General features: G+C 43.4%; 21 protein-coding genes. 2 read left to right on the forward strand and 19 right to left on the reverse strand.

What is annotated here, in order from left to right:
• Window positions 1-130 precede the first annotated feature (130 nt).
• The 7 genes from ACTQWB_RS14390 to ACTQWB_RS14420 form a co-directional block, all read right to left on the reverse strand.
• The gene (locus ACTQWB_RS14390; protein ID WP_441502140.1) at window positions 131-913 is read right to left on the reverse strand and encodes a hypothetical protein; all 783 of its coding nucleotides are present in this window, start codon (window positions 911-913) and stop codon (window positions 131-133) included.
• A gap of 12 nt (window positions 914-925) precedes the next feature.
• Entirely contained in the window at window positions 926-2,206 is a 1,281-nt protein-coding gene (locus ACTQWB_RS14395; protein ID WP_441502141.1) for a DUF5716 family protein, read from the reverse strand.
• Between the two features lie 4 nt (window positions 2,207-2,210).
• Window positions 2,211-5,804 (reverse strand): DUF5717 family protein, encoded by a 3,594-nt coding sequence (locus tag ACTQWB_RS14400; protein WP_441502142.1) that lies wholly within the window; start codon window positions 5,802-5,804, stop codon window positions 2,211-2,213.
• 254 nt (window positions 5,805-6,058) lie between these two features.
• Window positions 6,059-7,867, reverse strand: a complete 1,809-nt coding sequence (locus ACTQWB_RS14405) for a family 43 glycosylhydrolase (RefSeq protein WP_441514612.1) — start codon at window positions 7,865-7,867, stop codon at window positions 6,059-6,061.
• Window positions 7,864-8,427 carry a hypothetical protein gene (locus tag ACTQWB_RS14410; protein ID WP_441502144.1) on the reverse strand — a complete coding sequence of 188 codons (564 nt, stop codon included), beginning with the start codon at window positions 8,425-8,427 and terminating at the stop codon, window positions 7,864-7,866. Before ACTQWB_RS14410 ends, ACTQWB_RS14405 begins: the two co-directional genes overlap by 4 nt.
• A gap of 167 nt (window positions 8,428-8,594) precedes the next feature.
• On the reverse strand, window positions 8,595-9,926 hold the full coding sequence (locus ACTQWB_RS14415) for an ATP-binding protein (protein ID WP_441502145.1): 1,332 nt from the start codon (window positions 9,924-9,926) through the stop codon (window positions 8,595-8,597).
• On the reverse strand, window positions 9,926-10,639 hold the full coding sequence (locus ACTQWB_RS14420; RefSeq protein WP_441502146.1) for a LytR/AlgR family response regulator transcription factor: 714 nt from the start codon (window positions 10,637-10,639) through the stop codon (window positions 9,926-9,928). Before ACTQWB_RS14420 ends, ACTQWB_RS14415 begins: the two co-directional genes overlap by 1 nt.
• A 163-nt stretch (window positions 10,640-10,802) precedes the next feature.
• Between ACTQWB_RS14420 and sigK the strand changes: the two genes are divergently transcribed.
• Complete coding sequence (gene sigK, locus ACTQWB_RS14425) at window positions 10,803-11,429, forward strand: RNA polymerase sporulation sigma factor SigK (RefSeq protein WP_441502147.1); 627 nt, start codon at window positions 10,803-10,805, stop codon at window positions 11,427-11,429.
• Window positions 11,430-11,506: 77 nt separating this feature from the next.
• On the opposite strand, the gene ACTQWB_RS14430 is transcribed toward sigK, so the two are convergent.
• The 9 genes from ACTQWB_RS14430 to mtaB form a co-directional block, all read right to left on the reverse strand.
• A complete protein-coding gene (locus ACTQWB_RS14430) occupies window positions 11,507-12,733 on the reverse strand; it encodes a peptidase U32 family protein (RefSeq protein WP_441502148.1) in 1,227 nt (408 codons plus the stop codon).
• Window positions 12,726-13,382: an O-methyltransferase gene (locus ACTQWB_RS14435; protein WP_441502149.1), complete on the reverse strand. Its 657-nt coding sequence runs from the start codon at window positions 13,380-13,382 to the stop codon at window positions 12,726-12,728. The genes ACTQWB_RS14430 and ACTQWB_RS14435 overlap by 8 nt, the downstream gene beginning before the upstream one ends.
• Window positions 13,379-13,888: an endolytic transglycosylase MltG gene (locus ACTQWB_RS14440; RefSeq protein ID WP_441502150.1), complete on the reverse strand. Its 510-nt coding sequence runs from the start codon at window positions 13,886-13,888 to the stop codon at window positions 13,379-13,381. Before ACTQWB_RS14440 ends, ACTQWB_RS14435 begins: the two co-directional genes overlap by 4 nt.
• Before the next feature lie 71 nt (window positions 13,889-13,959).
• Window positions 13,960-14,298, reverse strand: coding sequence for a YlbF family regulator (locus ACTQWB_RS14445; RefSeq protein WP_441502151.1), 339 nt, complete (start codon window positions 14,296-14,298; stop codon window positions 13,960-13,962).
• A gap of 12 nt (window positions 14,299-14,310) precedes the next feature.
• Window positions 14,311-16,194, reverse strand: coding sequence for a ribonuclease J (locus ACTQWB_RS14450; protein ID WP_441502152.1), 1,884 nt, complete (start codon window positions 16,192-16,194; stop codon window positions 14,311-14,313).
• A 141-nt stretch (window positions 16,195-16,335) separates the two neighbouring features.
• A complete protein-coding gene (locus ACTQWB_RS14455) occupies window positions 16,336-16,590 on the reverse strand; it encodes a DUF1292 domain-containing protein (protein WP_441502153.1) in 255 nt (84 codons plus the stop codon).
• Window positions 16,577-17,029, reverse strand: coding sequence for a Holliday junction resolvase RuvX (ruvX, locus tag ACTQWB_RS14460; protein WP_441502154.1), 453 nt, complete (start codon window positions 17,027-17,029; stop codon window positions 16,577-16,579). The genes ACTQWB_RS14455 and ruvX overlap by 14 nt, the downstream gene beginning before the upstream one ends.
• 2 nt (window positions 17,030-17,031) lie before the next feature.
• On the reverse strand, window positions 17,032-17,304 hold the full coding sequence (locus ACTQWB_RS14465; protein ID WP_021925017.1) for an IreB family regulatory phosphoprotein: 273 nt from the start codon (window positions 17,302-17,304) through the stop codon (window positions 17,032-17,034).
• A gap of 117 nt (window positions 17,305-17,421) precedes the next feature.
• Entirely contained in the window at window positions 17,422-18,732 is a 1,311-nt protein-coding gene (mtaB, locus tag ACTQWB_RS14470) for a tRNA (N(6)-L-threonylcarbamoyladenosine(37)-C(2))-methylthiotransferase MtaB (RefSeq protein ID WP_441502155.1), read from the reverse strand.
• Between the two features lie 179 nt (window positions 18,733-18,911).
• Here mtaB and ACTQWB_RS14475 point away from each other — a divergent pair, with 179 nt between their 5' ends.
• Entirely contained in the window at window positions 18,912-19,148 is a 237-nt protein-coding gene (locus ACTQWB_RS14475; RefSeq protein WP_021925019.1) for an HPr family phosphocarrier protein, read from the forward strand.
• Window positions 19,149-19,203: 55 nt separating this feature from the next.
• Here ACTQWB_RS14475 and thiI read toward each other — a convergent pair whose 3' ends face one another.
• From thiI to ACTQWB_RS14490, 3 genes are all read right to left on the reverse strand, one after another.
• Window positions 19,204-20,385, reverse strand: a complete 1,182-nt coding sequence (gene thiI, locus ACTQWB_RS14480; protein WP_441502156.1) for a tRNA uracil 4-sulfurtransferase ThiI — start codon at window positions 20,383-20,385, stop codon at window positions 19,204-19,206.
• Between the two features lie 121 nt (window positions 20,386-20,506).
• Entirely contained in the window at window positions 20,507-21,661 is a 1,155-nt protein-coding gene (locus ACTQWB_RS14485; protein WP_441502157.1) for a cysteine desulfurase family protein, read from the reverse strand.
• Between the two features lie 3 nt (window positions 21,662-21,664).
• Complete coding sequence (locus ACTQWB_RS14490) at window positions 21,665-22,417, reverse strand: 16S rRNA (uracil(1498)-N(3))-methyltransferase (protein WP_441502210.1); 753 nt, start codon at window positions 22,415-22,417, stop codon at window positions 21,665-21,667.

Below are 22,417 nucleotides of genomic sequence, written 5' to 3' on the forward strand. Positions count from 1 at the left end.
TCTATCCTCCTGAAAAAATCATTCTATAATTTTAGTACGTTTTCACGCTACCATGCTAAAGCATGTTTGTATGGTAGCATACGAAGCTTGTTCTGTCAACACAATTTTTATTAAAAAAGCACAGGTCCCATCATGAACCCGTGCTTCTATGATATTCTCCAGTCAGTTTCTCCAGAATTTCATCTGTCTTCCCTGGCCTGATGCTGACTTCTTTTTTCTGTGCAAAATTATCCAGAGCCTTTTTTAAGGCTTCCTTTACTTCTTCTGATACCTTCAGCTCCTTTACCCGGTTTTCATATTCTCCCGGCTTCTTCACGCTGCGGTAAGCGAGCAGGTAGCACACCAGCTCTTTCTCATTACTTTCTGTGAGAAATGCCTCCCAGAAGCACTCCATTGCTTTCTCCATCTGGAACAGATAACTGTATGCACATCCAAGATTATGCCAGATACTCATAGTCAGTCCCGGCTTTACCTGATCCAGGCCTTCTTTTTTCAGAAGCTCCTGATAAACCTTTATCGCACTTACATACATCTTATTTTCCACCAGGGCATCCCCTTTTCTCTTTTTCCGAAGAAGTGGTGCTTCCTGATCCAGTCTGGCAAGCTTTACATTTAGTGCTTTCAACTCATCATAAGTAAGATAATTGATCTCTTTGAACACTGGATACAGCACATCTTCTGCGCTGGCAAACTTGCCAAGATGGGGACGAAGCTTGGCTGCCAGCCTTGGCAGATCCAGTTCTTCACTGATCCAGGTACAAAGCGTCTCATTCATAATGGAAGAATCCACCAGATACAGATTGTGGTACAGATAATAACAAAGCTCTTCCAGGGAATATATATTGGTATTGATGCTCTCTACAAAAAATGGCTTATCCGCCTTTTTTGTCTGACATAAAATATAACCGCTCATTCTCTGCCTCCTTTACCACTCTACCAGCTCATCCCAGACCTTGCCGCTTGATGGGAACATCTCCCCGAATCCAAGATCCTTTGCAACAATACGGCATTTTTTCCGGGATACATATGCAAGAGACAGGGATAACCTGGTTGTTTTATTCGGCCGCACAGGAAGCCCTGGAAGTCCCATGATAACCTTCTTTTTCTGCTTTTCCCCAAAGGTACCAACGGTGAAAACAAGCTCCGTTACATCATCCAGGATCAGCTCACATTCCGCTTTGCATTCATACCAGTTTTTTCCGGCTTCGATAAGCGGATAATAGGCTGGTGCGCCCATCACGCGCATATCCATTCCCACATCCTTCAGTACAAGGGCCGGGCTCATATAACGGTAACCTTTTAAAATCTTATCTTCCAGTCTCTCCTTGCCTGCTGCGCATGCACCCTTAGCAAAAAGATTATTTCCATAATACACTTTTCTTCTCTGCATGCAAAGGCTTCCAACTGACAGTTTCGCCCATTTGGGGCTGAACCCATATCCAGTGATCTGGATACTGGAAAAAAGTCCTGTACCAAGAGTTTCCCGGATGAAATCGCGGAAAGCCTCATCTCTTGCCTCAACTGCCTTCTCCCCCTCTTCTTCCGGTGCTGTAAGAGATGGAAGGACAGCCCTCTTTGGTTCCTCAAGCCGCACCAGAACCGGTCTGGTACTGCTATCCATAGTCAGCTGCTGGAACTTCACCTCGTCCTGGTCAAAAGAATACCAACCAATACTGCGGTTCCAGGTTTCTCTTTTCTGGGTAAGGGAATAATAATAAAAGCTCTCCCCATGATCTATCAACATATACTGACTCTTGGAAAAGCCAATGGCTTCACAGGCTTTTTCCATATTTTTTACCTGGATGTCCTCAAGCTGCGGGCTTGTGAGCACCAGGCATTTTGTGTTTTTCACAAGATCTGCCACCCCAAGGAATTTCAGCATTCCTTCCAGAAAAACCTGAAGCAGCTCCCAGGGTTCCACCTGTTCTCCAAGAATCTGTACTTTTTCCTCTTTCTTACAGATCCCATACAGGTCATCGATCATCTGTCCGCCTTTTTCCCTGGCGAAATAAACGGCTTCAAGGCCGATGGTGTATTCTTTATGCTCTCCTCCACGCCTGCAGATACAGGTCGGTGCCTCATATTCCTGTGCCCCGACTTTCATGGACACAGAACAAGGCTCCTCCCCTTTGCGGTCATAATAACAGATCTGGGAATAATCTTTTCCAAAATCAATTCCTATGATCAAATCACGAATTTCGTTCATATATTCAGTCCTCTTCTGTAATGACAAACATTTCTTTCACATATTGTTCCTGGCGGAGATACTGCTTCAGCGCTTTTTTCACCTCATCATGCTTGTCCAGCTTCCTTGCAGACAGGATCTGGTTGATCATCTGGTATTTGCTGAACGGTGTGCCTTCCACCTTGCTCATATTCAGCACTCTCTCCGGTGATTTTTTCGTCTGTCCGTCACATTCTTCCAGGAAATAGTAGTGCAGGGTTTCCCCGTAGAACATGGTAAATGGTTTGGTAAAAATCCCCTGGTATACATTCTTAAGAGGCTCTGTTTTGTATTCCAGCTTTCTGCCAAGACCTGTATCCAGAGCGTACACAAGAGTCACCTTCGCCTTCGGATCCGTATGATACTCCACGCAGGTTTTATCATCCATCTGATACAGACTTAAAATTTCCGTTGGGAGTCGGTGGAAGAAAGAAAATACCATTTCTTTCTCCATACACATCTTAAGAAGCTCTTTTTCTATGGAAAGAAGAGTCTCATTTCTGCCTTTTTCCCTGGAAAGCTCTTTAAACAGGGCAAGATGGCACACTTCGTTCACCGGCCATTTCTGCATATAAGCATTTATCAGACAGTTTTTCACAAAGGGACTCATGGTATACTCTTTTACAAAAATACCGTAGGAAACATGAGTCAGGTAACCACTTACGATCCATTCCCTTCCGGAATGACGGATATAGGACTCCAGCACATGCTCCCCTTCCTTGCGGTAATCTGCTGTAAACATAAGAAGCTGAAGGATCTTCTCTTCCAGGTCGTAGGTATCCAGCTCGAAGCCAACCGCACTTTTCCAGATGGAAAAGATTTCGTCCATAGGGCCGAAACGGTATTTCATCAGATAAGTAAGGGTTACCTCATCATAAAAACCATTTCTGTACACATCCGAAGCAAGGGCAAGAAGCTCCTCATCTTCCAGCATATCACAACGCACGATCATACGGCTGACAAGCTTAAGGAGGCTTCTCATATCCACAGCTTCATAGCCAAATTCCTCGATGATTCCCTGTGCCTGGGAAAATAAACTACGGCTTATAAGAACCTCCAGAAGCTTCTGTCTGTCCACCCGGGCATATTCCCGGTAGTCCATCTGCTTCAGGTATTGGTCAAGGTCTTCGCCGAATACATGCTCTGCATAATAATCCAGGATTCTGTGGCGGACCTTCTGTTTATATTCCATGCAAAAGGCATCTGATTTCACCAGTCTCTGGAAAATGTCCAGATTGTTTTTATCCAGTTCATGGCTTTCACAATAATGAAGAAGCACACCTGGCTCTGTTACGCCAAGGGACAATACTTTCTTAACTGCCTCTTCTTCATCCATGGTTTTCTTAAGACTGTAATCTACCGTCGCACTGTATCTGCGCTGTTTATCATCCTGGAAAAGAATAGCGGCATCTTCTGTATAAATTCTTGGATATGCCACTCCCTGGACACAGGTATAAATCTCTTCCAGCTCCATCTGACTATGCCGCACGATCACATAGCGGACCTTTTTGTCATCAAAATACAACCGATGGGTAAACATCCTCTGTGCTATAGGATCTGCTGCCTCTTTGGTCCTGGGGCTAAGAAGGAACTCCTGATACAGAACTGCATAGCTTTCATTCATTTTGCCCTCAGACAGCTTTTTCTTCGCAAACTCCCGCATACTCTGCATATAGCGTTCGTATGCAGCAGGCTCTTTCTCTTTATTCGCGATAATACAGGAATAGATGAATGCCCTCTTGGAATCTCCCAGTGAATCACTGTTATAGGTAAAGTACATCAAAAGGGCCTTTGGCAGCTCGATCCGCCTGGAGGTATCCATGGTCTCCACATAATACTCATAAAGCCTTGTGAGACGCAGGCCATGCTCCACTGCAAGGGAAAACCAGCGGAAATATTCCGTTTTCCTTGGGTTTCCCTTCATCACATACTTACAGATAGCTTCCAGGGTATCATCCGAAGAATACTGATCATAGCCTTTTGTCATTGCCTGGTAAATACTCTCATTATAGTCTTTCTCATATCCTGAAAGATATGCAAGACGCATTACCAGTTCTTCTGTGAGAAGGTTTCTTCTCGCAGCAAAACGGAACACCTGTCCCCAGAAGCTGTTCAGCCTGTGGAGAAGTGTCATATCCTTACAGATAATTTTCCATGCCTCCAGATAAAGGAACGGACTCCTGCAGCCCTTGTCAAACTGCTCTTCCAGCACAAACAAAGCCTTGGAAGGAGTCTCCTTATATGCCGGATCCAGTTTCAGAAGGATCCATAACAGGGCAAAGCTGTCACTTTTCTGCATATAGAAGTTACGGATTCTGGACACCGCATGGACTTTATCTTTATACAATCCAGTTAACGTACACAGATACAGGTAAATTCCTGCAAACTCCAGGTCATCTCTTGTATAAGATTTGTCCTGATAGCTCTCCAGAAGCTTCCTTGCGTCTTCATGATGATTCTCCATATACAAAAGGAAGGCCTCATACATCTGGTATTCCGGATAATCACAGCCAGACTGGTGCAGCTGGTTCAGAATATAATGACTGCTTGCACTCCATGTGGAAAAATCCATCCAGCCCTTCGCTGCAGGATTCTCTTTCCCCGTCAGACAACTGGCAGCAGCAGTTTCATAGCACAGATAAGCCAGGCAGTCTTTCAGAAGTTCCAGCTTGCTTTTCTCCTGCGCAATACGGATATCCACATCCAGCTTACTGCCTGTAGAAGCAACAATCGTGTAAGTAAGCTCCTGATAAGGACTTTTCACCACGATCCTGCCGAACTGGTTTCCACTTCCAAGCTTCTCCCTGTGGACCAGATATTCCACCTCGTAGTGGCTTCCGAGAAAATCTTCATCTGTCACTACCTTACGGGGAACTTCAAGAAAATCGCCATATGTTTCCACATCAAGACGCAGATGTCCCCATCCGCTTCTCTGAATGTAAAAAGATTCCTTTACCGAATCATTCAGTTCGTAATATTCTTTTGCCACATCCCTGGCACTTATAAGCACTTTTTCTTTCCTGCCAGCGGCAATCAGAAATTCCTCAAGATGCTGGTAGGTTACAGGCTGCCTGGAAAATCCCTGATATAAGGTCTGGATCTTCTGGTCTTCTTTTTCCAGGATCCTGGCAAAACTGCCATCCTTAAAAATGCGGAATGCCTCTTTAAAATCATCCTTCGCAATCTGTGCAAACCCATCCAGATCTTCCACAACACCGGAAAAGCTGCGGATCTCTTCTTTCTCAATTTCCACTTCAAATGGAAGACGGGCTTCTCCCACATTTGTAGTAAAGCACAGCCAGCCCTTCAGACTGTCACCAGGTGCAAGACCTACGGTATCCACGCCAAATGGAAGGCGCACGGTAGTCCCTGAAATATGGTCCATTGCCGGTACTAACCGGCGGCTGGAAGAGGTCACATAACCGCGGATCTTACGGTTATCCTCTGTCCCCACATATACCTCACCCCGTTTGGTCTCTCCTGCCTTCATCCTCAGGGAAATTTTTTCTTTCGAAAATACAAGCTGCGGCTGTTCATATTCAAAATTTCCGTTTAAAAGCTGTTCGATCTTTTTTTTCAAAATCATTCACCTTACGTCTTTCGTATTCTTGCGACGTTACTGCTTTCCTCGCAATCAGCAGTTACTCTTTCATTATTATAATGATTTTCCCCCTTTATTTCAATGTAAATATTGTAAAAAGGATCTGTGGATACAAAAGCCTGGTTTCAGACATGCTCTGGTTTCCTTATAACGAAAAAGCTTTCGCGCCGGGCCGCCGTAAAGCTGCCCTGCTGCGAAAGCTTTTCGTAATTTTTTATCTTACTTCTATACCCTTATTTCTTTTTGTTTCTTTTTCTATAGGAGCAGATTGTCAGTACTTCCCACAATGCAAGAAGCAATACAATAACAACATCAGCTGTTCTGACTATCATTACCCATCCCGGTGTCTTCATATTCCGTTCATCCATAGCATTGGAATTAGCAAGACTGTAAAGAATATTATGGCAAGCCTGACGCATAGCCGTTACAGTTCCAGGATTTTCCACATCTGTCGCATATGCCTTTGCATCACCGGCAGAACTCAGCATTTTATCTCCTCCGGTTCTGATTGCTGCATTTGCATACATAATACCGTCAGTTGTTCCGTTGAACCAGTCAGAAACTGTAGATCCAACAAAGCCCCATTCGTCGCGCAGTACAGTCTGAAGCAGTTCCTTACAGGATCCAGCCCATACATTTCCTACATAGTTAAGCATGTTTCCACTAAATCTGCTATATTCAGAAGAATTTACCTTCACCGGAATATGTACGCAATTTTCAAAGCTTGCCGTATCCGAAACCTGCATTTCTCCATTTCCATGACCACGCAATTCTATGGTTATACCAGTTGGATCAGAAATTTCGAAGTATTTAAACCCAGCTACTGCGCCATCCTGCATATTAGCAATATACTGTCTGGCATTCACATCCCCATCCTTTTTGTCCTGTGTAAAATAAGGATGATCTTTCAGCTTTTTTTTCGGTTTTCCTATATCATATCTTCCTGTTCCCTCTTTTGCCCATAAATGACAAGCGATTCTGGCTTCGTAGATGCCTTCTCCCCGAAGCGGTCCGCCATTTAAGCCACAGCTGGTCATTTCCGCCTGCAGAAATTCACCGTTTTCATTTCTGATAAGCGGCTCTGCACAAGCCTGTCTGGAATAAGAATTCTGGTTTGTCTGCCTGTGATAGAAAATATAGTATTGACTGTCTATTTTTAACATTCCACCATGGTTATTGCCAATATAATTTTTCGCATCTTTTTCTTCCATATGTCTCGTAGGAAAAATATCTCCATTGCTGATCAGTGTTCCCTTGTACACAAAGCCTTCTGTAGGAGAATCGCTGACTGCATAACATAACTCATGGTTTACCCTTGATGAATAAACAAAATAATATTTTCCATCATATTTCCGGATTGAACTTGCCTCAAAAAATTCATGGTTAAAAAATGAGCCGGTTCCCTGCTTAGGAAACAATAGTTTTTCCGGTGTTTTAATGGTTACCATATCTTTTTCCAGCTCCAACACATAGCCGCCCTCACTTTTGAGTTTGTGAAAGCCGGTTACAACAGCTGGAATTGGCGTATAAAATCCGGAATACAAATAAACTTTCCCATCATCATCTACAAGAACCCCGGGATCAAATGGAAAAGAGTCTCCTTTTTTTCTCCCCCATACCGTGCCATCCTTATAATGCACATGCCCATAAAACTCATAAGGTCCTGCAGGGTAGTCACTTACCGCAACCCCCATGATTCCCATAAAATCGAATGCATAATAAAGATAATATCTTCCATCAGCACCAACTACAACATCTGGCGCAAACAGCAGCCGAAGCCCCAGTTTATTTTTAGGATCCTGGTTTCTGCGATAAATAACGCCTTCGTACCGCCAGTCTGACAGATCGCCTTTCGGAGCTGAATAGCACACATAATCATTTGCACAAAACATGGGAAAATTAAATCTGTCATGGGACCCATATACATAAACCCGATTTCCAAATACATACGGCTCTCCATCCGGAATGTATTCATATTGAGGCAAATACGGATTCACGGCTTGCTTCTTCACTTTTTCCCTCCTTTTTTTATTTTTTATCATAATGCCTCCTTATCTGGTGCAAAAATGATCTTATTCACCACAAAGAAAATTACCATGGACACACCGCCATTTAAAACAGTGGTGCCAATATTGTAAAGAAAACTTGGCACATAGCTTCCGGCAACTGCCACCCAGATACAATTAACTGAGTTGACAATACAGGTTACGACACCAAAAGAAACAAGATACGCCAGTCCCTGATACACGATATTTCCCTTACTTCGAAAGACAAAATTTCTCTGTATTGGAAAATTCACACACTCTCCTGCAAACATCGCAATCATATATGCACAAAAATAGGGCAGTCCCCCATGAGACGCATCATATCCAATTATATTCCACTTGAAAGTCTCCCCTAACAAGGTGATCTCTTTTCCCGGAAATCCAAAATCAACCACCGGCAGATTTTGAAATGCATAGGGAAGAAACTGCAGCAGCAGATACTTAAAAACCGTGATCAGATTACAAACGACCACATACAAGCCACCTTCCCGCACCCATTTCGCCAGTCTCGGATTTTTCTTTACAAAGCCCTTCCATTTTTCTGAAAGATACTTCAAAATATTCCTCCTTTCCTTCGTGCAAGATCATCCTAACATATTTTCCCTCTATTGGTTTACCCATTTCATAAACGGATTTTTTATTTCATAAAATGTTTCTTTCTACAAAAAAGGCAAAAGAAGAAACGCTTTTCTCCTTTTGCCGTTCTGTTTTAAATTTCTGTCTTTTAATGTTCAACTTTTTCCTGTGGAGGAAGAGGAATCAGTATATTAATGGTAACCCAGTGATTCTCCGCTTTTATCTCCATTGTTCCATGATATTTTTCTACAGAATACCGAATACTTTTCAGTCCAAAACCATGATTGGCTTTATCCTTTTTTGTGGTTGACGGAAGTCCATTTTCTATTTTCAGTTCCTCCTGCAGATAATTTTCAAACCGGATCAAAACAAATTCTGCCATTTTGGATACCGTCACGTGAATCAGTCTTTTTTCTTTGTCCTCAATCTGTATCACATGTTCAATCGCATTGTCCAGTGCATTTCCGAAAATCGTACACAGATCCATGACATAAATATGATTCAGCAATGTTCCATCTGCTACACAGGTGAAAGTAATGTCACGTCTGGTACATTTAAAGCTGGTTCCGGTAAGCAATGTATCCAGTACACCATTTCCTGTTTTAAACATGGATTCATAGTCTTTGATTCCCTGTTCAATTTCCTCCAGATAAGCTTCTTTCTTGTCCGGATTTTTCTCCTGACGCAATATATTGATCTGATGCTTCAGATCATGATATTTATGATTGATAGTATCAATACTTTCCTGGGATAAACGGTATTGGGAATATTGTGTCCGCAGAATATTCTGTATCGCAGACAATTCTTTTTTCATATGTGCTTCCGAAAGCTGCAGATGATAGGCCAGCAAAAACGCATATCCCCCAACATCGATCAGCGTCCGGATATTAAACGCCTCTCTTGCAAAAGGACTGCTAAATGGCGTATTCGAATAAACATAGCTTAAATTACTCAGACAAAAACACACAATTCCCAGTATAGCTGTAGTCAGCAGCTCCTTAGCCGTAGCACCATCCAGAATATGTTCCTGTCTGCTTTCCACAAAATAAATTCCAGCAGCTCCTGCTATGTACACTGCCAGCATAAAACCGTGTTCAAACACCCTGGTAGCTGTAATCAGGTTTTCCGTTATAAAATAAGAAATCTGCCATTCCAGTGATGCCATCATTTCTGCCAGAACAAAAGCTCTTACCAACCAATAGCCAGCAGTGATCCGATTGCTTTTTCCGCACAAAATGAAAAATCCATACATAACTGTCACAGCCACGATCATCCCTGGAATCCAGAACATCAAAGGAGCCGCACCAATCGCCACCTGAATCATGGCCAGTAGTATCAGTGTTCCCCCAGATACCAGCCATTCTTTTTTGGAAAATGGATTTCCCTTTCGCATAATCACAAGATAAACCATACAGGAAAGCCATTCTGCAAGTGCAGTATATATTTTGGGTATATCCCTGATTGCCGTTACACTATCCATTATTTTACATTTTCTCCTGCATAAGTCGTCAATGCCTTTTGAAATTCTGTTTTCTTGGATCTGCTGATCATTACCTGGCCATTTGACAAAATTGCCCATCCATCCCGTATTGCCCTCACATGTGCCAGATTTACCAGATATCCCTTATTGCATCGAAAGAAATTACAATCCTTTAATTCGTTCTCTATTTCCTTCATGGAACGAATCGTTGATTCATAAACCTGATTCCGGGTATGATAAATCAGTCTGTGCCCTTCGCTTTCAATCCAGCTGATTTCAGATACCGGTACTTTGTCCACTCCGTTTTTAGAAATAATATGAATATACCGCTCTACTCTTTTCTTCATTCGTCCTACCGCTCTTAAGATTTTCTGTGAAAAAGCAAAATAAGAAATTGGTTTCAGGACATAATCCAGTGCATCTACCTCATACCCCTGGATTGCATATTGTACCATATTAGTTATAAAAATGATGATAACCTCCCGGTCAGATTCCCGGATTTTTTTTGCCGCATCCATTCCATTCATAAACTGCATTTCAATATCCATTAAAATAATATCGTATTTTGCAGAATAATTCTCTACGATCTCATCACCATCTGCAAAAACAGAGATCTGAACCTCTTCGTTATTTTCCTGTTCATAGCGCTTCAGATATTCGTATAGAATATTTCTGTAATTCTCTTCATCTTCTACGATTGCAATATTCAGCATAGTTCCGTCTCCATTTTAAGCACTTAAATTTCTTTGTATTCCATAATAGTAGCACAATTTAAATTTATGGTAAAGTTCTGAAAATGTTTTTTCCATCTGCTGAAAAGCACTTCTGGCAAGCTTTCTTCATAAAATATATAAAACTCCCCTTTGAGGTAGCGATTTGAAGACTTTTATGAAACCTTTGACAATAGCCGAGGAGCGGTATTATCTTGCGCAGTACCAAAGGGGCGATATGGAAGCGAAAAATATTCTCATAGAACGTAATCTGCGGCTTGTTGCCCATGTGGTAAAAAAATATCAGGGAACGGATCTGGAACTGGACGATCTGATTTCCATCGGAACCATCGGTCTTATGAAAGCAATCTCTACTTTTAACCCTGAAAAAACAGCCCGGCTGTCCACATATGCCGGAAAATGCATCAACAATGAGCTGCTGATGTTACTTCGTTCAAGAAAAAAACATGCCAGAGAAATTTCCTTATATGAGCCTATCGGAACAGACAAAGAAGGAAATGAAATCAGTCTTCTGGATGTAATAGAAGGTCCTGCGGTGGATGTTGTGGAGGAGTACTCCACACGGGAAGATATCCGTCATTTGCTTAATTCTTTGAAATTTGTCCTGTCCAAGATGGAATATCAGGTAATCTGCTCCCGTTATGGACTTTTCGGGCAAAGGGAACAGACCCAGCGTGAAATTGCCCATCAGCTTCACATCAGCCGTTCCTATGTTTCCCGAATTGAAAAAAACGCCCTGCAGAAACTGCGGACGCTTTTTCCTGAAACATGATTTATTTAATCCAACATTCTCCTTACCTGTAAAATACAAGGCAAGACAAAACAGCCCATGTAAAATACAGTTTGTATTTATCCTTCACTACGGCGGAGGATATCATAAACCTGTACCTCGCCGCCAAGGTCTACAAACAGCTTCTGCTGCGGATGGGGAGCGCTTTCTACTGAATTGCCCTCCTCATCATAGATTGCCTTAACCGGAACCTGCAAATTGGTTCCATCCGGCTTCATGATCTCAATGATCTCGCCTACCGTAAATTTGTTTCTCTGCGTGATCTGGACATAGCCCCTCTCGTCAATGGCCTCTGCAAATCCGAGATACGTATATCCCTTCTCATAAGTATTATTATCATAAATCTGAGCTTCCTGGTTTGGTTTCCCATAGAAAAATCCAGTCGTAAACTTCCGGTAAGTGCATCCGGCAATCTGCTCCTGATACCAGGACATATTCGCCTGATACTTCGCAGGATCCTCCAGATAATCATCAATGGCCTTGCGGTAGGTACGGGCAACCGTAGCTACATAAAGAGCAGTCTTCATACGGCCCTCAATCTTCAGGCTGTCGATTCCGCTTGTAAGCACATCATCCATATGCTCGATCATACAAAGATCCTTAGAATTAAAAATATAAGTTCCCCGTTCATTCTCATAAACCGGCATATATTCTCCCGGTCTCGACTCTTCCACGATGGAATATTTCCAGCGGCAGGGATGTGTACAAGCACCCTGGTTCGCATCTCTTCCTACCAGGAAATTGCTGAGGAGGCAACGTCCTGAATAAGAAATGCACATAGCCCCGTGGATAAAGGTCTCAATCTCCATATCCTCCGGAATATTGGCACGGATCTGGCGGATTTCCTCCAGGGAAAGCTCACGGGCACTTACCACACGTTTCGCCCCAAGATTATACCAGAAACGGTAAGTCTCATAATTGGTGTTATTTGCCTGGGTACTGATATGCCGCTCGATTTCCGGACAGATTTCCTTCGCGTAAGTATAAATACCTGGATCTGCTATGATCAGGGCATCCGGCTTCAGTTCCTTCAGCTCTTTCAGATATTCCCTTACACCGGCCAGGTCGTAATTGTGTGCAAGAATGTTTACCGTCACATAGACCTTAACACCATGCTTATGGGCAAACGCGATTCCCTGAGCCATCTCTTCTTTTGAAAAATTACGGGCCTTGGCACGAAGACCAAAAGCCTCTCCTCCGATATAAACAGCATCTGCTCCGAATACAGTGGCAATCTTCAAAACTTCAAGACTGCTTGCCGGAACTAATAATTCTGGTTTACGCATGCTTCTCCTCTTTCTTTACGCTGATGGCAGCTCCGTCTCCCAAGGGAAGAATCGAAGTCTCCAGCAGCGGGTTATGTTTCAATTCATAGAGATACCTGCGCATCCGTTTGTAAATCGTACGGTTGCGCCGTTCCACAAGATAATGGGATTCAATAATATCCCCCTCCTGAAGAACATTATCAGAAACAAGAATGCTGCCCTCATGCATTAATCGAAGCACATCCGGCAGCCAGTTAATATACTGCCCCTTGGCAGCATCCATAAAAATAAAATCATATGTTCCTTCCAGTTCTTTCAGGATCTCGCCTGCGTCCCCGGTAAGAAAACGGATTTGTTCTTCCCTTCCTGCCTTTTTGAAATTCTCTCTGGCAATGGGAATCCTTTTTTCATAATTTTCGATTGTTGTTATCTTCAGATTCTCAGGTCCGTACTCGCACATCAGCAAGGTGGAAAAACCTACAGCAGTCCCAACCTCCAGTATACTTAAAGGACGTGTAGCAGCAAGAAACATTTTCAGAAAGCTCTGCATTTCCTTGCGAATAATGGGCACCCTTCCTGCAAGAGCTTCTTTTTCCAGTTCTTCCAGAAAAGGAGTATTCCCCATATCAAGAGAATTGATGTACGTACGCATCCTTTCCTCAACGATCACTGTGCAGACTCTCCTTCCTTAGCTGTGCCATCCTCAGCTGCATCTGCGGTCTGGGTATCTGCAGTCCCGGTATCTGCAGTCTGGGTATCAGTGGTGGCAGCTGTATCCTGTGTAACACCGGTCTGTTCTTCATCTCCTGCAAGAATTCCCATAATACGTGTCGGAGTATAAGCAGTACTTAAAAGATAAGTTCCAGCCTTCATCTGCCCCTTATATGTAGAAAGCTTCTCCTGCGCAAAAAATACCAGACTGTCATCGATCAGGCCCTTACTTTTCAGGATCTTTGCGACATCATAAGTAGAAGAACCTTCCGGAATCACCACGGTTACTTCCTGTCCTGCTCCAGGACTGACTGCCTGCTGGTTAAAAACATTATACCCAAATTGATATGCTGACTTGCCGATCCAGAAGATCAGCACTGCGACACAGACATAAAAAGCTGTACGGAAAATTCCGCTGGCAACAAAAAGCCCCGCCTTTCCTACCTGATCTCTTGTATTACCCATGTTTCCTCCTTATAATCCAGGATAACCGTTCAGAGTAAATTTCCCCAATACTCCTTATTGGCTCTGAACCTTTACAACTCCGGAATATCCAGTTCAATTCCCTCTGTAAGTGTCTTACAGATTTTCTGCATAAGCTTACAAAGTGCAAGCTCAGCGTCAAGAAATGCATTCACAAGTGGATCTCTTCGAAGCTCCCTGGATTCTCTGTTGAGCTGCTCCGTAACACGGAACAGCTCTTCTCTGTTTGCTTCATTCTGTAATCTGAAATTATTCCCCCTGAATGCATCCACTCTGCTCATAAGCTCCGGATTCTCCTTCAGGAGATCTCTGTATTTTTCAAATTCCTGATACTCTTCACTATTGTGTACAGCTACTAAAAGAGCATCTATACACGCTTTCATTTCATCCATTGCTGCCTCCGCTTATGCTTCCATAATGATCGGAAGGATCATCGGACTTCTCTTGGTCCGTTTCCATACATAATCACTAAGGGCATCTTTCACTGCTGTCTTAATCTTACTCCAGTCAGTAATGCCTCTGTCCAGACAGTTATCAAGTGCCTGTTCCACCACTTCCCTTGCATGATCCATAAGATCCTCGGACTCCCTTACATATACGAAACCTCTGGATACAATATCCGGTCCTGCAAGAACTACATTGCTATGCTTCTCAAGCGTCATGACAACGATCATGATACCATCCTCTGCAAGGTGCTGTCTGTCCCGAAGTACGATATTTCCAACATCTCCCACACCAAGTCCGTCTACCAGGATCGCACCTGTGTGCACAGAACCTGTCACTGCAGCACTGTTCTCATCCAGCTCCAGAACATTTCCGGATTTCAGGATAAAAATATTATCCTTGGAATATCCCAGCTCTTCCACAACCTGCTTCTGAGCAGTAAGGTGACGGTACTCGCCATGTACCGGGATCGCATATTTCGGTTTTACAAGAGAGTAGATCAGCTTGATCTCCTCCTGACATGCATGTCCGGATACGTGTGCATCCTGGAAAATAACTTTTGCACCTTTCATGGACAGTTCATTGATAACCTTTGAAACAGCTTTCTCATTGCCCGGAATCGGATGAGAACTGAAAATAATGGCATCATTCGGCTTGATGGTGATCTTCTTATGAATACTTGCAGCCATACGGGAAAGTGCTGCCATAGATTCACCCTGGCTTCCGGTGGTAATCAGTACCAGCTGCTCATCCGGATAATTCTTCACCTGATCGATCTCGATAAGAGTCTGATCCGGAATACGTAAATATCCAAGCTCTGCGGCCGTGGTAATAACATTTACCATACTGCGGCCTTCTACTGCTACCTTACGTCCAAAACGGTATGCTGTATTGATGATCTGCTGCACACGGTCTACGTTAGATGCAAAAGTAGCGATAATGATACGTGCTGTCTTATATTCATTAAAAAGATTGTCAAAAACATGACCTACTGTACGCTCAGACATGGTAAAGCCCGGGCGCTCTGCATTGGTAGAGTCACACATAACAGCAAGGACACCTTTGCGTCCGATCTCTGCAAATCTCTGCAGATCAATGGCATCGCCAAATACAGGTGTGTAATCCACCTTAAAGTCGCCTGTGTGTACCACGATTCCCACAGGGGAATAGATTGCCAGTGCGGAAGCATCCTGGATACTGTGGTTTGTCTTAATAAATTCGATGGCAAAATCGCCCAGATTGATCACCTGACCGTGTTTTACCTCTTTTAATTTGGTAGTCTTGGTCAGATTGTGCTCTTTCAGCTTGTTGCTGATCAGTGCCAGGGTCAGCTTGGTAGAATAGATCGGGGCATTTACTTCCTTCAGTATATACGGAAGTGCTCCAATATGATCCTCATGGCCATGGGTGATCACAAAGCCCTTGACCTTGGAGATATTCTCCTTCAGATAGGTTACATCCGGAATTACAAGGTCAATTCCCAGCATATCATCTTCCGGGAAGGAAAGTCCGCAATCCACTACTACTATACTATCTTCGTACTCAAATGCTGTAATATTCATTCCGATCTGTTCCAGGCCGCCAAGTGGTATGATCTTCAGCTTGGAACCGTTGTTATTCTTGCGCGGTCTTTTTAATGCAGGCTTGCCCTGGCTGCGAAGCTGTGGCTTATAATTGCCCTTCGCATTTCTGCCCTCTCCTGCTGGTTTTTGTCCTTCTTTTTTAGGCTGCGCCTTATATCTGTAATTTTTATGTCTGAAATTTGGTTTTCTTGTTCCATTTCCGGCAGCCGGAGTCTTCTGCCCGCTGCTGTTCATTTCATTTTCCGTCTTCAATCGATCCATCCTCCATTTTTGCGCACTTTACCCTCCAGATTCACGGCTCGAGAATAAAGCGTCTTTATTTTGTAAAAAGCCAGTCCACCCGGCCTGCGTAAGGAGCATTCTGCCAGATTTAACTAATCATGCCTGATAACAATGGCACTATTATACTTCAAGATCCACGTCATCCAGCATCTGTTCAAACACTTTGGAAATCGCGATCAGTTCATCCTCATCTTCTACCATCTCATAGCTGGCTTCCTCGCTTCCTTCTTCGGAAACGTCTTTCATAATATAGGCATTCGCCTCATCATCCTGTGAATCGGAAACCAGAAGGTATGTGATTCCTGCCACTGTAGTCTGTTCTTCCACAAAAAATTCTATAATCCCGTCCTCGGATTGAAATTTAATTTTCTCCATTCTCTTCTTCCTTATTCATCATGCTCATTCTGTCCAGATATCCCTGTAAGATCAAAACCGCTGCCATCTGGTCAAGGAACTGCTTCCGGTTCTCACGTCTGACACCGGTCTCCATCAAAGTACGCTCCGCTTCTGCCGTGGTCAGCCGTTCATCCCACATCACAACAGGCAGGCCAGTCCGATTCTCCAGTTTTTCTTTAAACTCGAGAGATTTCTCTGCCCGCTCGCCGATGGTATTATTCATATTCTTCGGATATCCAAGGACAATACGCTCTACCTGATATTCCGAAATCAGTTCTTCGATCCGTGCCATTGTCTGGCGAAGCTTATTTTCCTGCTTGCGCCAGATTGTCTCCACACCCTGTGCGGTCAGTCCCAGAGGATCACTGACGGCAACGCCCACCGTCTTTGAGCCATAATCTAATCCCATTAATCTCATAATCAGTATTCCCAGGATCTGTTCTTAATATACTCGGTCAGCAATTCCTCAACAAGTTCGTCACGCTCAACCTTCATGATCATGCTTCTGGCCCCTTTATGGCTGGTGATATAAGTCGGATCACCGGACATAATATAGCCTACGATCTGATTCACAGGATTATAGCCTTTTTCCTCCATCGCGTTATAAACCAGGTCCAGGATTTCCTTTACTTCAAGCTCCTGATCTGGTTTCGTTCTGAAATATTGTGTACTTCCCAGATTATTTTCTGCCATTTTTCTCACGTCCTTACGATTATTTCTTTTTTATTTTAATATAACTACGGGTAAATTACAATCCTAATTTTTTGTAACTGTTCCAGGCCAGAAAAATTTCCATATAATTATCATTTTTCATGACAAAATATGTGGCTGCAAGGTATTTTCCACTTTCACAGCAACAATATCGTTAACACCATACTTTTCTGTTTTTGGCACTGCTACCTTCACATACTCCCTTGAATGACCCAGATAGTAGATTCTGCCATCTATTTCTACTTCCTCTTCCAATAGCACTTCCAGAGTCTGTCCCAGAAGGGAGTTTTCATATTCGGTTGCACGGATCTGGTGCAATTCCAGCATTTTGTCACTCCGGACGCCTTTTTCGGCCTCTGTCAGCTGTCCTTGCATGGCTGCCGCCTTGGTTCCATGACGACGGGAGTATTTAAAAATATGTGTCTCATAAAAATGAATCTCTTTCACAAAGTCATAGGATGCCTGGAAATCCTCTTCTGTCTCCATTGGGAAGCCGACGATCACATCTGTAGTCAGCGCCGGATTTTTGAAATATTTTCGGAGAATTTCACATTTTTCTTTATATTCTGTGCTTCTGTATCTCCGGTTCATTCTCTCCAGAGTCGTATCGCATCCGCTTTGAAGGGAAAGATGGAAATGTGGGCAGACCTTTGGCATGGAAGACAGCTCTTTGGCAAATTCTTCTGTCACAATGCCCGGTTCAAGAGAACCAAGTCGGATTCTTCTGATTCTTTCCACTTCATTTACAGCCTGGATCAGGGAAAGTAAGGTCTCTCTCTTATCCTCTGGGAAATCCACACCATAAGAGCTAAGATGGATTCCGGTAAGCACTACTTCTTTATAGCCAGCCTTGGCAAGCTTGTGTACTTCTCTTAAGATATTTTCTTTCTCTCTGCTTCGCACCCTTCCTCTTGCATAAGGAATGATACAATATGTGCAGAACTGGTTACAGCCATCCTGAACCTTGATATAAGCACGCACATGCTCTGCTGTACGGCTGATTTCCAGTTCTTCGTATTCTTTCGTCTGATTGATCTTGATAATATGTGCCTGCCGCTGATGCGCTTCCTCATATTCTGCAAGAACTTCCACAATGTTTTTCTTCTGGTTGTTTCCAAGCACCAGATCCACTGCCTCATCCTTTTCCAGTTTTCCTTCATCTGTCTGGACATAACAGCCTGTAGCTACTACCACAGCATCTGGATTCATCTTTTTCGCTTTGTGGAGCATCTGGCGTGATTTACGGTCTGCAATGTTCGTTACCGTGCAGGTATTTATCACGTATACATCAGCACCTGGTTCAAAAGGCACGATCTCGTACCCGGCCTGTTCCAGAAGCTGCTGCATAGCTTCTACTTCATAAGCATTCACTTTACAACCAAGATTGTGTAATGCAACCTTTTTTTTCATGCTTTCCTCCAAAACCCTTTATTTTTTGTATCTGTTCAGAGCCAGTTACTATTTTTTATACAATTTCACTAATTCTACTTCCAATTTTTCTCTTTTTTCACCTTGACTTTTATTCAGCCTACAGTTAATATGAGTACTGTAAAGCAATACAACAACTATTCTAGGGAGGTTATATCACAATGAAAACAGCAAAAATCTCACTTAACTCTATCGATAAAGTGAAAGCATTTGTAAACGAAATCAGCAAATTTGACTGCGACTTCGACCTGGTATCCGGAAGATATGTGATCGACGCTAAATCTATCATGGGCATCTTCAGCCTGGATTTATCCAAACCGATCGACCTCAATATCCATGCTGACGGAGCTGCTCTTGACAGCGTTATGGAAATCATCGATAAATATACAGTTGAATAATAGTAAGTAAAGAATCCTGCATAGCAGGATTCTTTTTTTATTCACTGGATTTTTCTTACTGGATTTCGATCACTTCTGTTGTTCTGAGGGCTTCTTCCATAAGCTCATCAATCTTCTCAGACAATTTCTCCTCTGATTTACGGATTACATTCAGATTCGGCTTTGTAACCGGATGCTTTGCAACAAAGATGGTACAGCAGTCTTCATATGGAAGTACAGAAGTATCGTAAGTTCCGATTTCCCAGGAACGTTCTACAATTTCCTGTTTGTCAAAACCGATCACCGGACGGTATACCGGAAGTGTACACACTTCATTTGTAGCTGCAAGACTCTGCAGGGTCTGGCTTGCTACCTGTCCGATGCTTTCACCTGTAATTAGTCCCAGGCAGTTATCCTTCTTTGCAAAATGTTCTGCAATCCTCATCATATAACGGCGCATGATAATAGTCAGCTCATCATGTGGACACTGATCATAGATATACAGCTGGATATCCGTAAAGTTTACTACATGGAGTCTGATCGGGCCACTGTATTTCGCAACCAGCTTCGCCAGATCTACCACCTTCTGTTTTGCACGTTCACTGGTATATGGCGGAGCATGAAAATAAACAGCTTCAATCTTAACTCCACGTTTTGCGATCATATAGCCTGCTACCGGACTGTCAATTCCACCGGAAAGAAGCAGCATTGCTTTTCCATTGGTTCCAACCGGCATGCCGCCTGGTCCCTTGATGCTCCTGGAATATACATAGATTTTCTCGCGGATTTCTACGGATACGGTCAATTCCGGCTGATGCACATCCACCTTCGCCCCGGGGAAAGCATCCAGAATGCTCTCTCCGATTCTTGCACTTACTTCCATGGAATTTACCGGATAAGATTTCTTGGCACGTCTTGTATAAACTTTGAAAGTTCCATTGTAATCCGGGTGTACATTTTTCATGTATTCTACAACGTCCGAACGCATCTGCTCGAATCCATTGTCCTCGTAGATCACAACCGGACAGATATACACAATACCAAATACAGTCTTTAATGCAGCCACTGCTTCGTCAAAATCATATTCTTCCGGACAGAACACATAAACACGTCCCTGTTCCTTAACCACACGGTAATCTCCCTCGATCTTCGAAAGAGCAATATTCATCTGCTTTACAAGAGCATCCTCGAACAGGTATCTGTTCTTACCCTTGATCGCTATTTCTGCGTATTTTATCAAAAATGCGTGAAATATCATTTCGTCTTATTTCCTCCTTGTTCCTGAACTCTTTTCTCCATTGCTTGTCTATAAGATCATTTCTGCAATCTATCTGCTCTACTTTGAGAAAAATTATGCAAAAATCTTTCTCAGACAGATCTTAACGTCTGGAGTATCTTCTAAGCATGGGAAGCACCTGTCCGATCACCTCCAGGCAGTAATCCACTTCCTCAAATGTATTTTCCTCTGAAAAGCTGAATCTTAAAGTACATTCTCTCTGGGCATCTTCCATTCCCATTGCACTTAAGGTTCCGGCAGCTTTTCGCTTATGACTGGAGCAGGCACTTCCTGCGGAAACATAAATGCCCTTCTCCTCAAGAGTATGAAGCAGTACTTCACTTCTCACCCCCATAAAGCTGGCACTTAATATCTGGGGGGTGCCTTCCCGAAGCTCCATTCCATTTATGCGTACATCCGGCAATTCAGAAAATCCCTTTGCCAGACGCTCCTTCAGCTGATACATATGTTCAATTTTTTCATCAAAATCCGTATATACGATCCCGGCTGCAACACCAAGTCCTGCAATTCCAGGTACGTTATCAGTACCAGAGCGCATCCCGGCCTGCTGACCGCCGCCCAAAATCTGAGGCTGGACCTTTGCTTTTTCATTCACGTATAAAAAGCCAACCCCTTTGGGACCATGAATTTTATGACTGCTTACGGAAAGCATGTCAATTCCGGCTTTTTTCGGGTAAATACGGTATTTGCCAAATGCCTGAATCGCATCCACATGATATAGAGCCTTTGGGCTTTTTTCGTGGACAAGCTTTGCGATCTCTTCCACTGGCATTACCGCACCAACTTCGTTATTTACATACATGGTAGACACCAGAATGGTATCCGGGCGCAAAGCCTTTTCCAACTCATCCAGACGGACCACACCTCTGTGATCTACAGGAACTATGGTCACCTCATATCCCATCTGTTCCAGGCGCGAAACCGGCTGTCCTACAGCCGCATGCTCTACAGAAGTTGTGATAATGTGGTTCCCGCTTCTTTTGTTTGCCTCTGCCCCGCCAAATAAAGCCAGATTGTTGGACTCTGTACCACCAGAGGTAAAAATGATCTCTTTTTCATTTACCTTCAGAAGCTTAGCCAGTGTCTGTGCTGCTTCGCGGACGTACTTCTCAGCTTCCACACCTTTTAGATGCATGGCAGAAGGATTTCCGAAATCCTCCGTCATTGTCTTTACTACAATATCTGCAACCTCAGGATAACATCTTGTAGTCGCAGAATTATCAAAATATGCTTCCATTTCTTATTCATCCTCATTTTCCAGCGTATACATAAGGATTGACAGCATCGTCATGCCTGCTGTCTCTGTACGCAGGATTCTTTTTCCCAAGGTAACAGGCCTTGCGCCGACTTCCATGGCATTTCTTACTTCTTCCTCTTCGAAACCACCCTCAGGACCTATAAAAATCCCCACTGACTGGCCTGGCTTTATGGAAGAGATGATTTCTCTTGTTTCCTTCATTCCCTTTGCAAGCTCATAAGGGATCAGAAGCACATCCAGTTCTTTCGCAAGCGCCAGTGCCTCCTTCCAGCCTGTTACATTCTGCACCTGGGGAATCAGCATCCGTTTGGACTGTTTGGCTGCGCTTTCGGATATCTGCTGCCATCTGGCTGTCTTTTTCTGGGCTTTTTTTGCATCCAGCTTCACTACACATCGCCTGGTTTCCACCGGAATAATGGAATATACACCAAGCTCCACAGCCTTCTGAATGATCAGCTCCATCTTATCACCTTTGGGAAGGCCCTGGAACAGATAAATACGGCTTGGAAGCTCATACCGGGGCTCCTGCGCATATAGAATATGCAGAACCGCACAATCCTCCTGAAATTCCTCTATCGTACAGTGATATTCCTTCTCCCCGCCGTCACTGATCCATACATCCTCACCAATACGCATACGGAGCACGTTTTTCATATGGTTAAGATCGGAGCCTGTAACAGTGATCCTGTGTTCTTCTTCCTGAACCTGACATGGTTCTACAAAAAAGCGCTGCAT

This window comes from Blautia sp. HCP3S3_H10_2 (genome assembly GCF_052122375.1).
Taxonomy (GTDB): Bacteria; Bacillota; Clostridia; order Lachnospirales; family Lachnospiraceae; genus Blautia_A.

What these genes read in the sequence shown, in the direction of transcription:
- ACTQWB_RS14390 (WP_441502140.1), bottom strand. Translation starts at nt 913, where the DNA reads ATGAGCGGTTATATTTTATGTCAGACAAAAAAGGCGGATAAGCCATTT.
- ACTQWB_RS14395 (WP_441502141.1), bottom strand. Translation starts at nt 2,206, where the DNA reads ATGAACGAAATTCGTGATTTGATCATAGGAATTGATTTTGGAAAAGAT.
- ACTQWB_RS14405 (WP_441514612.1), bottom strand. Translation starts at nt 7,867, where the DNA reads ATGATAAAAAATAAAAAAAGGAGGGAAAAAGTGAAGAAGCAAGCCGTG.
- ACTQWB_RS14415 (WP_441502145.1), bottom strand. Translation starts at nt 9,926, where the DNA reads ATGGATAGTGTAACGGCAATCAGGGATATACCCAAAATATATACTGCA.
- ACTQWB_RS14420 (WP_441502146.1), bottom strand. Translation starts at nt 10,639, where the DNA reads ATGCTGAATATTGCAATCGTAGAAGATGAAGAGAATTACAGAAATATT.
- ACTQWB_RS14430 (WP_441502148.1), bottom strand. Translation starts at nt 12,733, where the DNA reads ATGCGTAAACCAGAATTATTAGTTCCGGCAAGCAGTCTTGAAGTTTTG.
- ACTQWB_RS14440 (WP_441502150.1), bottom strand. Translation starts at nt 13,888, where the DNA reads ATGGGTAATACAAGAGATCAGGTAGGAAAGGCGGGGCTTTTTGTTGCC.
- ACTQWB_RS14445 (WP_441502151.1), bottom strand. Translation starts at nt 14,298, where the DNA reads ATGGATGAAATGAAAGCGTGTATAGATGCTCTTTTAGTAGCTGTACAC.
- ACTQWB_RS14450 (WP_441502152.1), bottom strand. Translation starts at nt 16,194, where the DNA reads ATGGATCGATTGAAGACGGAAAATGAAATGAACAGCAGCGGGCAGAAG.
- ACTQWB_RS14455 (WP_441502153.1), bottom strand. Translation starts at nt 16,590, where the DNA reads ATGGAGAAAATTAAATTTCAATCCGAGGACGGGATTATAGAATTTTTT.
- ruvX (WP_441502154.1), bottom strand. Translation starts at nt 17,029, where the DNA reads ATGAGATTAATGGGATTAGATTATGGCTCAAAGACGGTGGGCGTTGCC.
- ACTQWB_RS14465 (WP_021925017.1), bottom strand. Translation starts at nt 17,304, where the DNA reads ATGGCAGAAAATAATCTGGGAAGTACACAATATTTCAGAACGAAACCA.
- mtaB (WP_441502155.1), bottom strand. Translation starts at nt 18,732, where the DNA reads ATGAAAAAAAAGGTTGCATTACACAATCTTGGTTGTAAAGTGAATGCT.
- ACTQWB_RS14475 (WP_021925019.1), top strand. Translation starts at nt 18,912, where the DNA reads ATGAAAACAGCAAAAATCTCACTTAACTCTATCGATAAAGTGAAAGCA.
- thiI (WP_441502156.1), bottom strand. Translation starts at nt 20,385, where the DNA reads ATGATATTTCACGCATTTTTGATAAAATACGCAGAAATAGCGATCAAG.
- ACTQWB_RS14485 (WP_441502157.1), bottom strand. Translation starts at nt 21,661, where the DNA reads ATGGAAGCATATTTTGATAATTCTGCGACTACAAGATGTTATCCTGAG.
- ACTQWB_RS14490 (WP_441502210.1), bottom strand. Translation starts at nt 22,417, where the DNA reads ATGCAGCGCTTTTTTGTAGAACCATGTCAGGTTCAGGAAGAAGAACAC.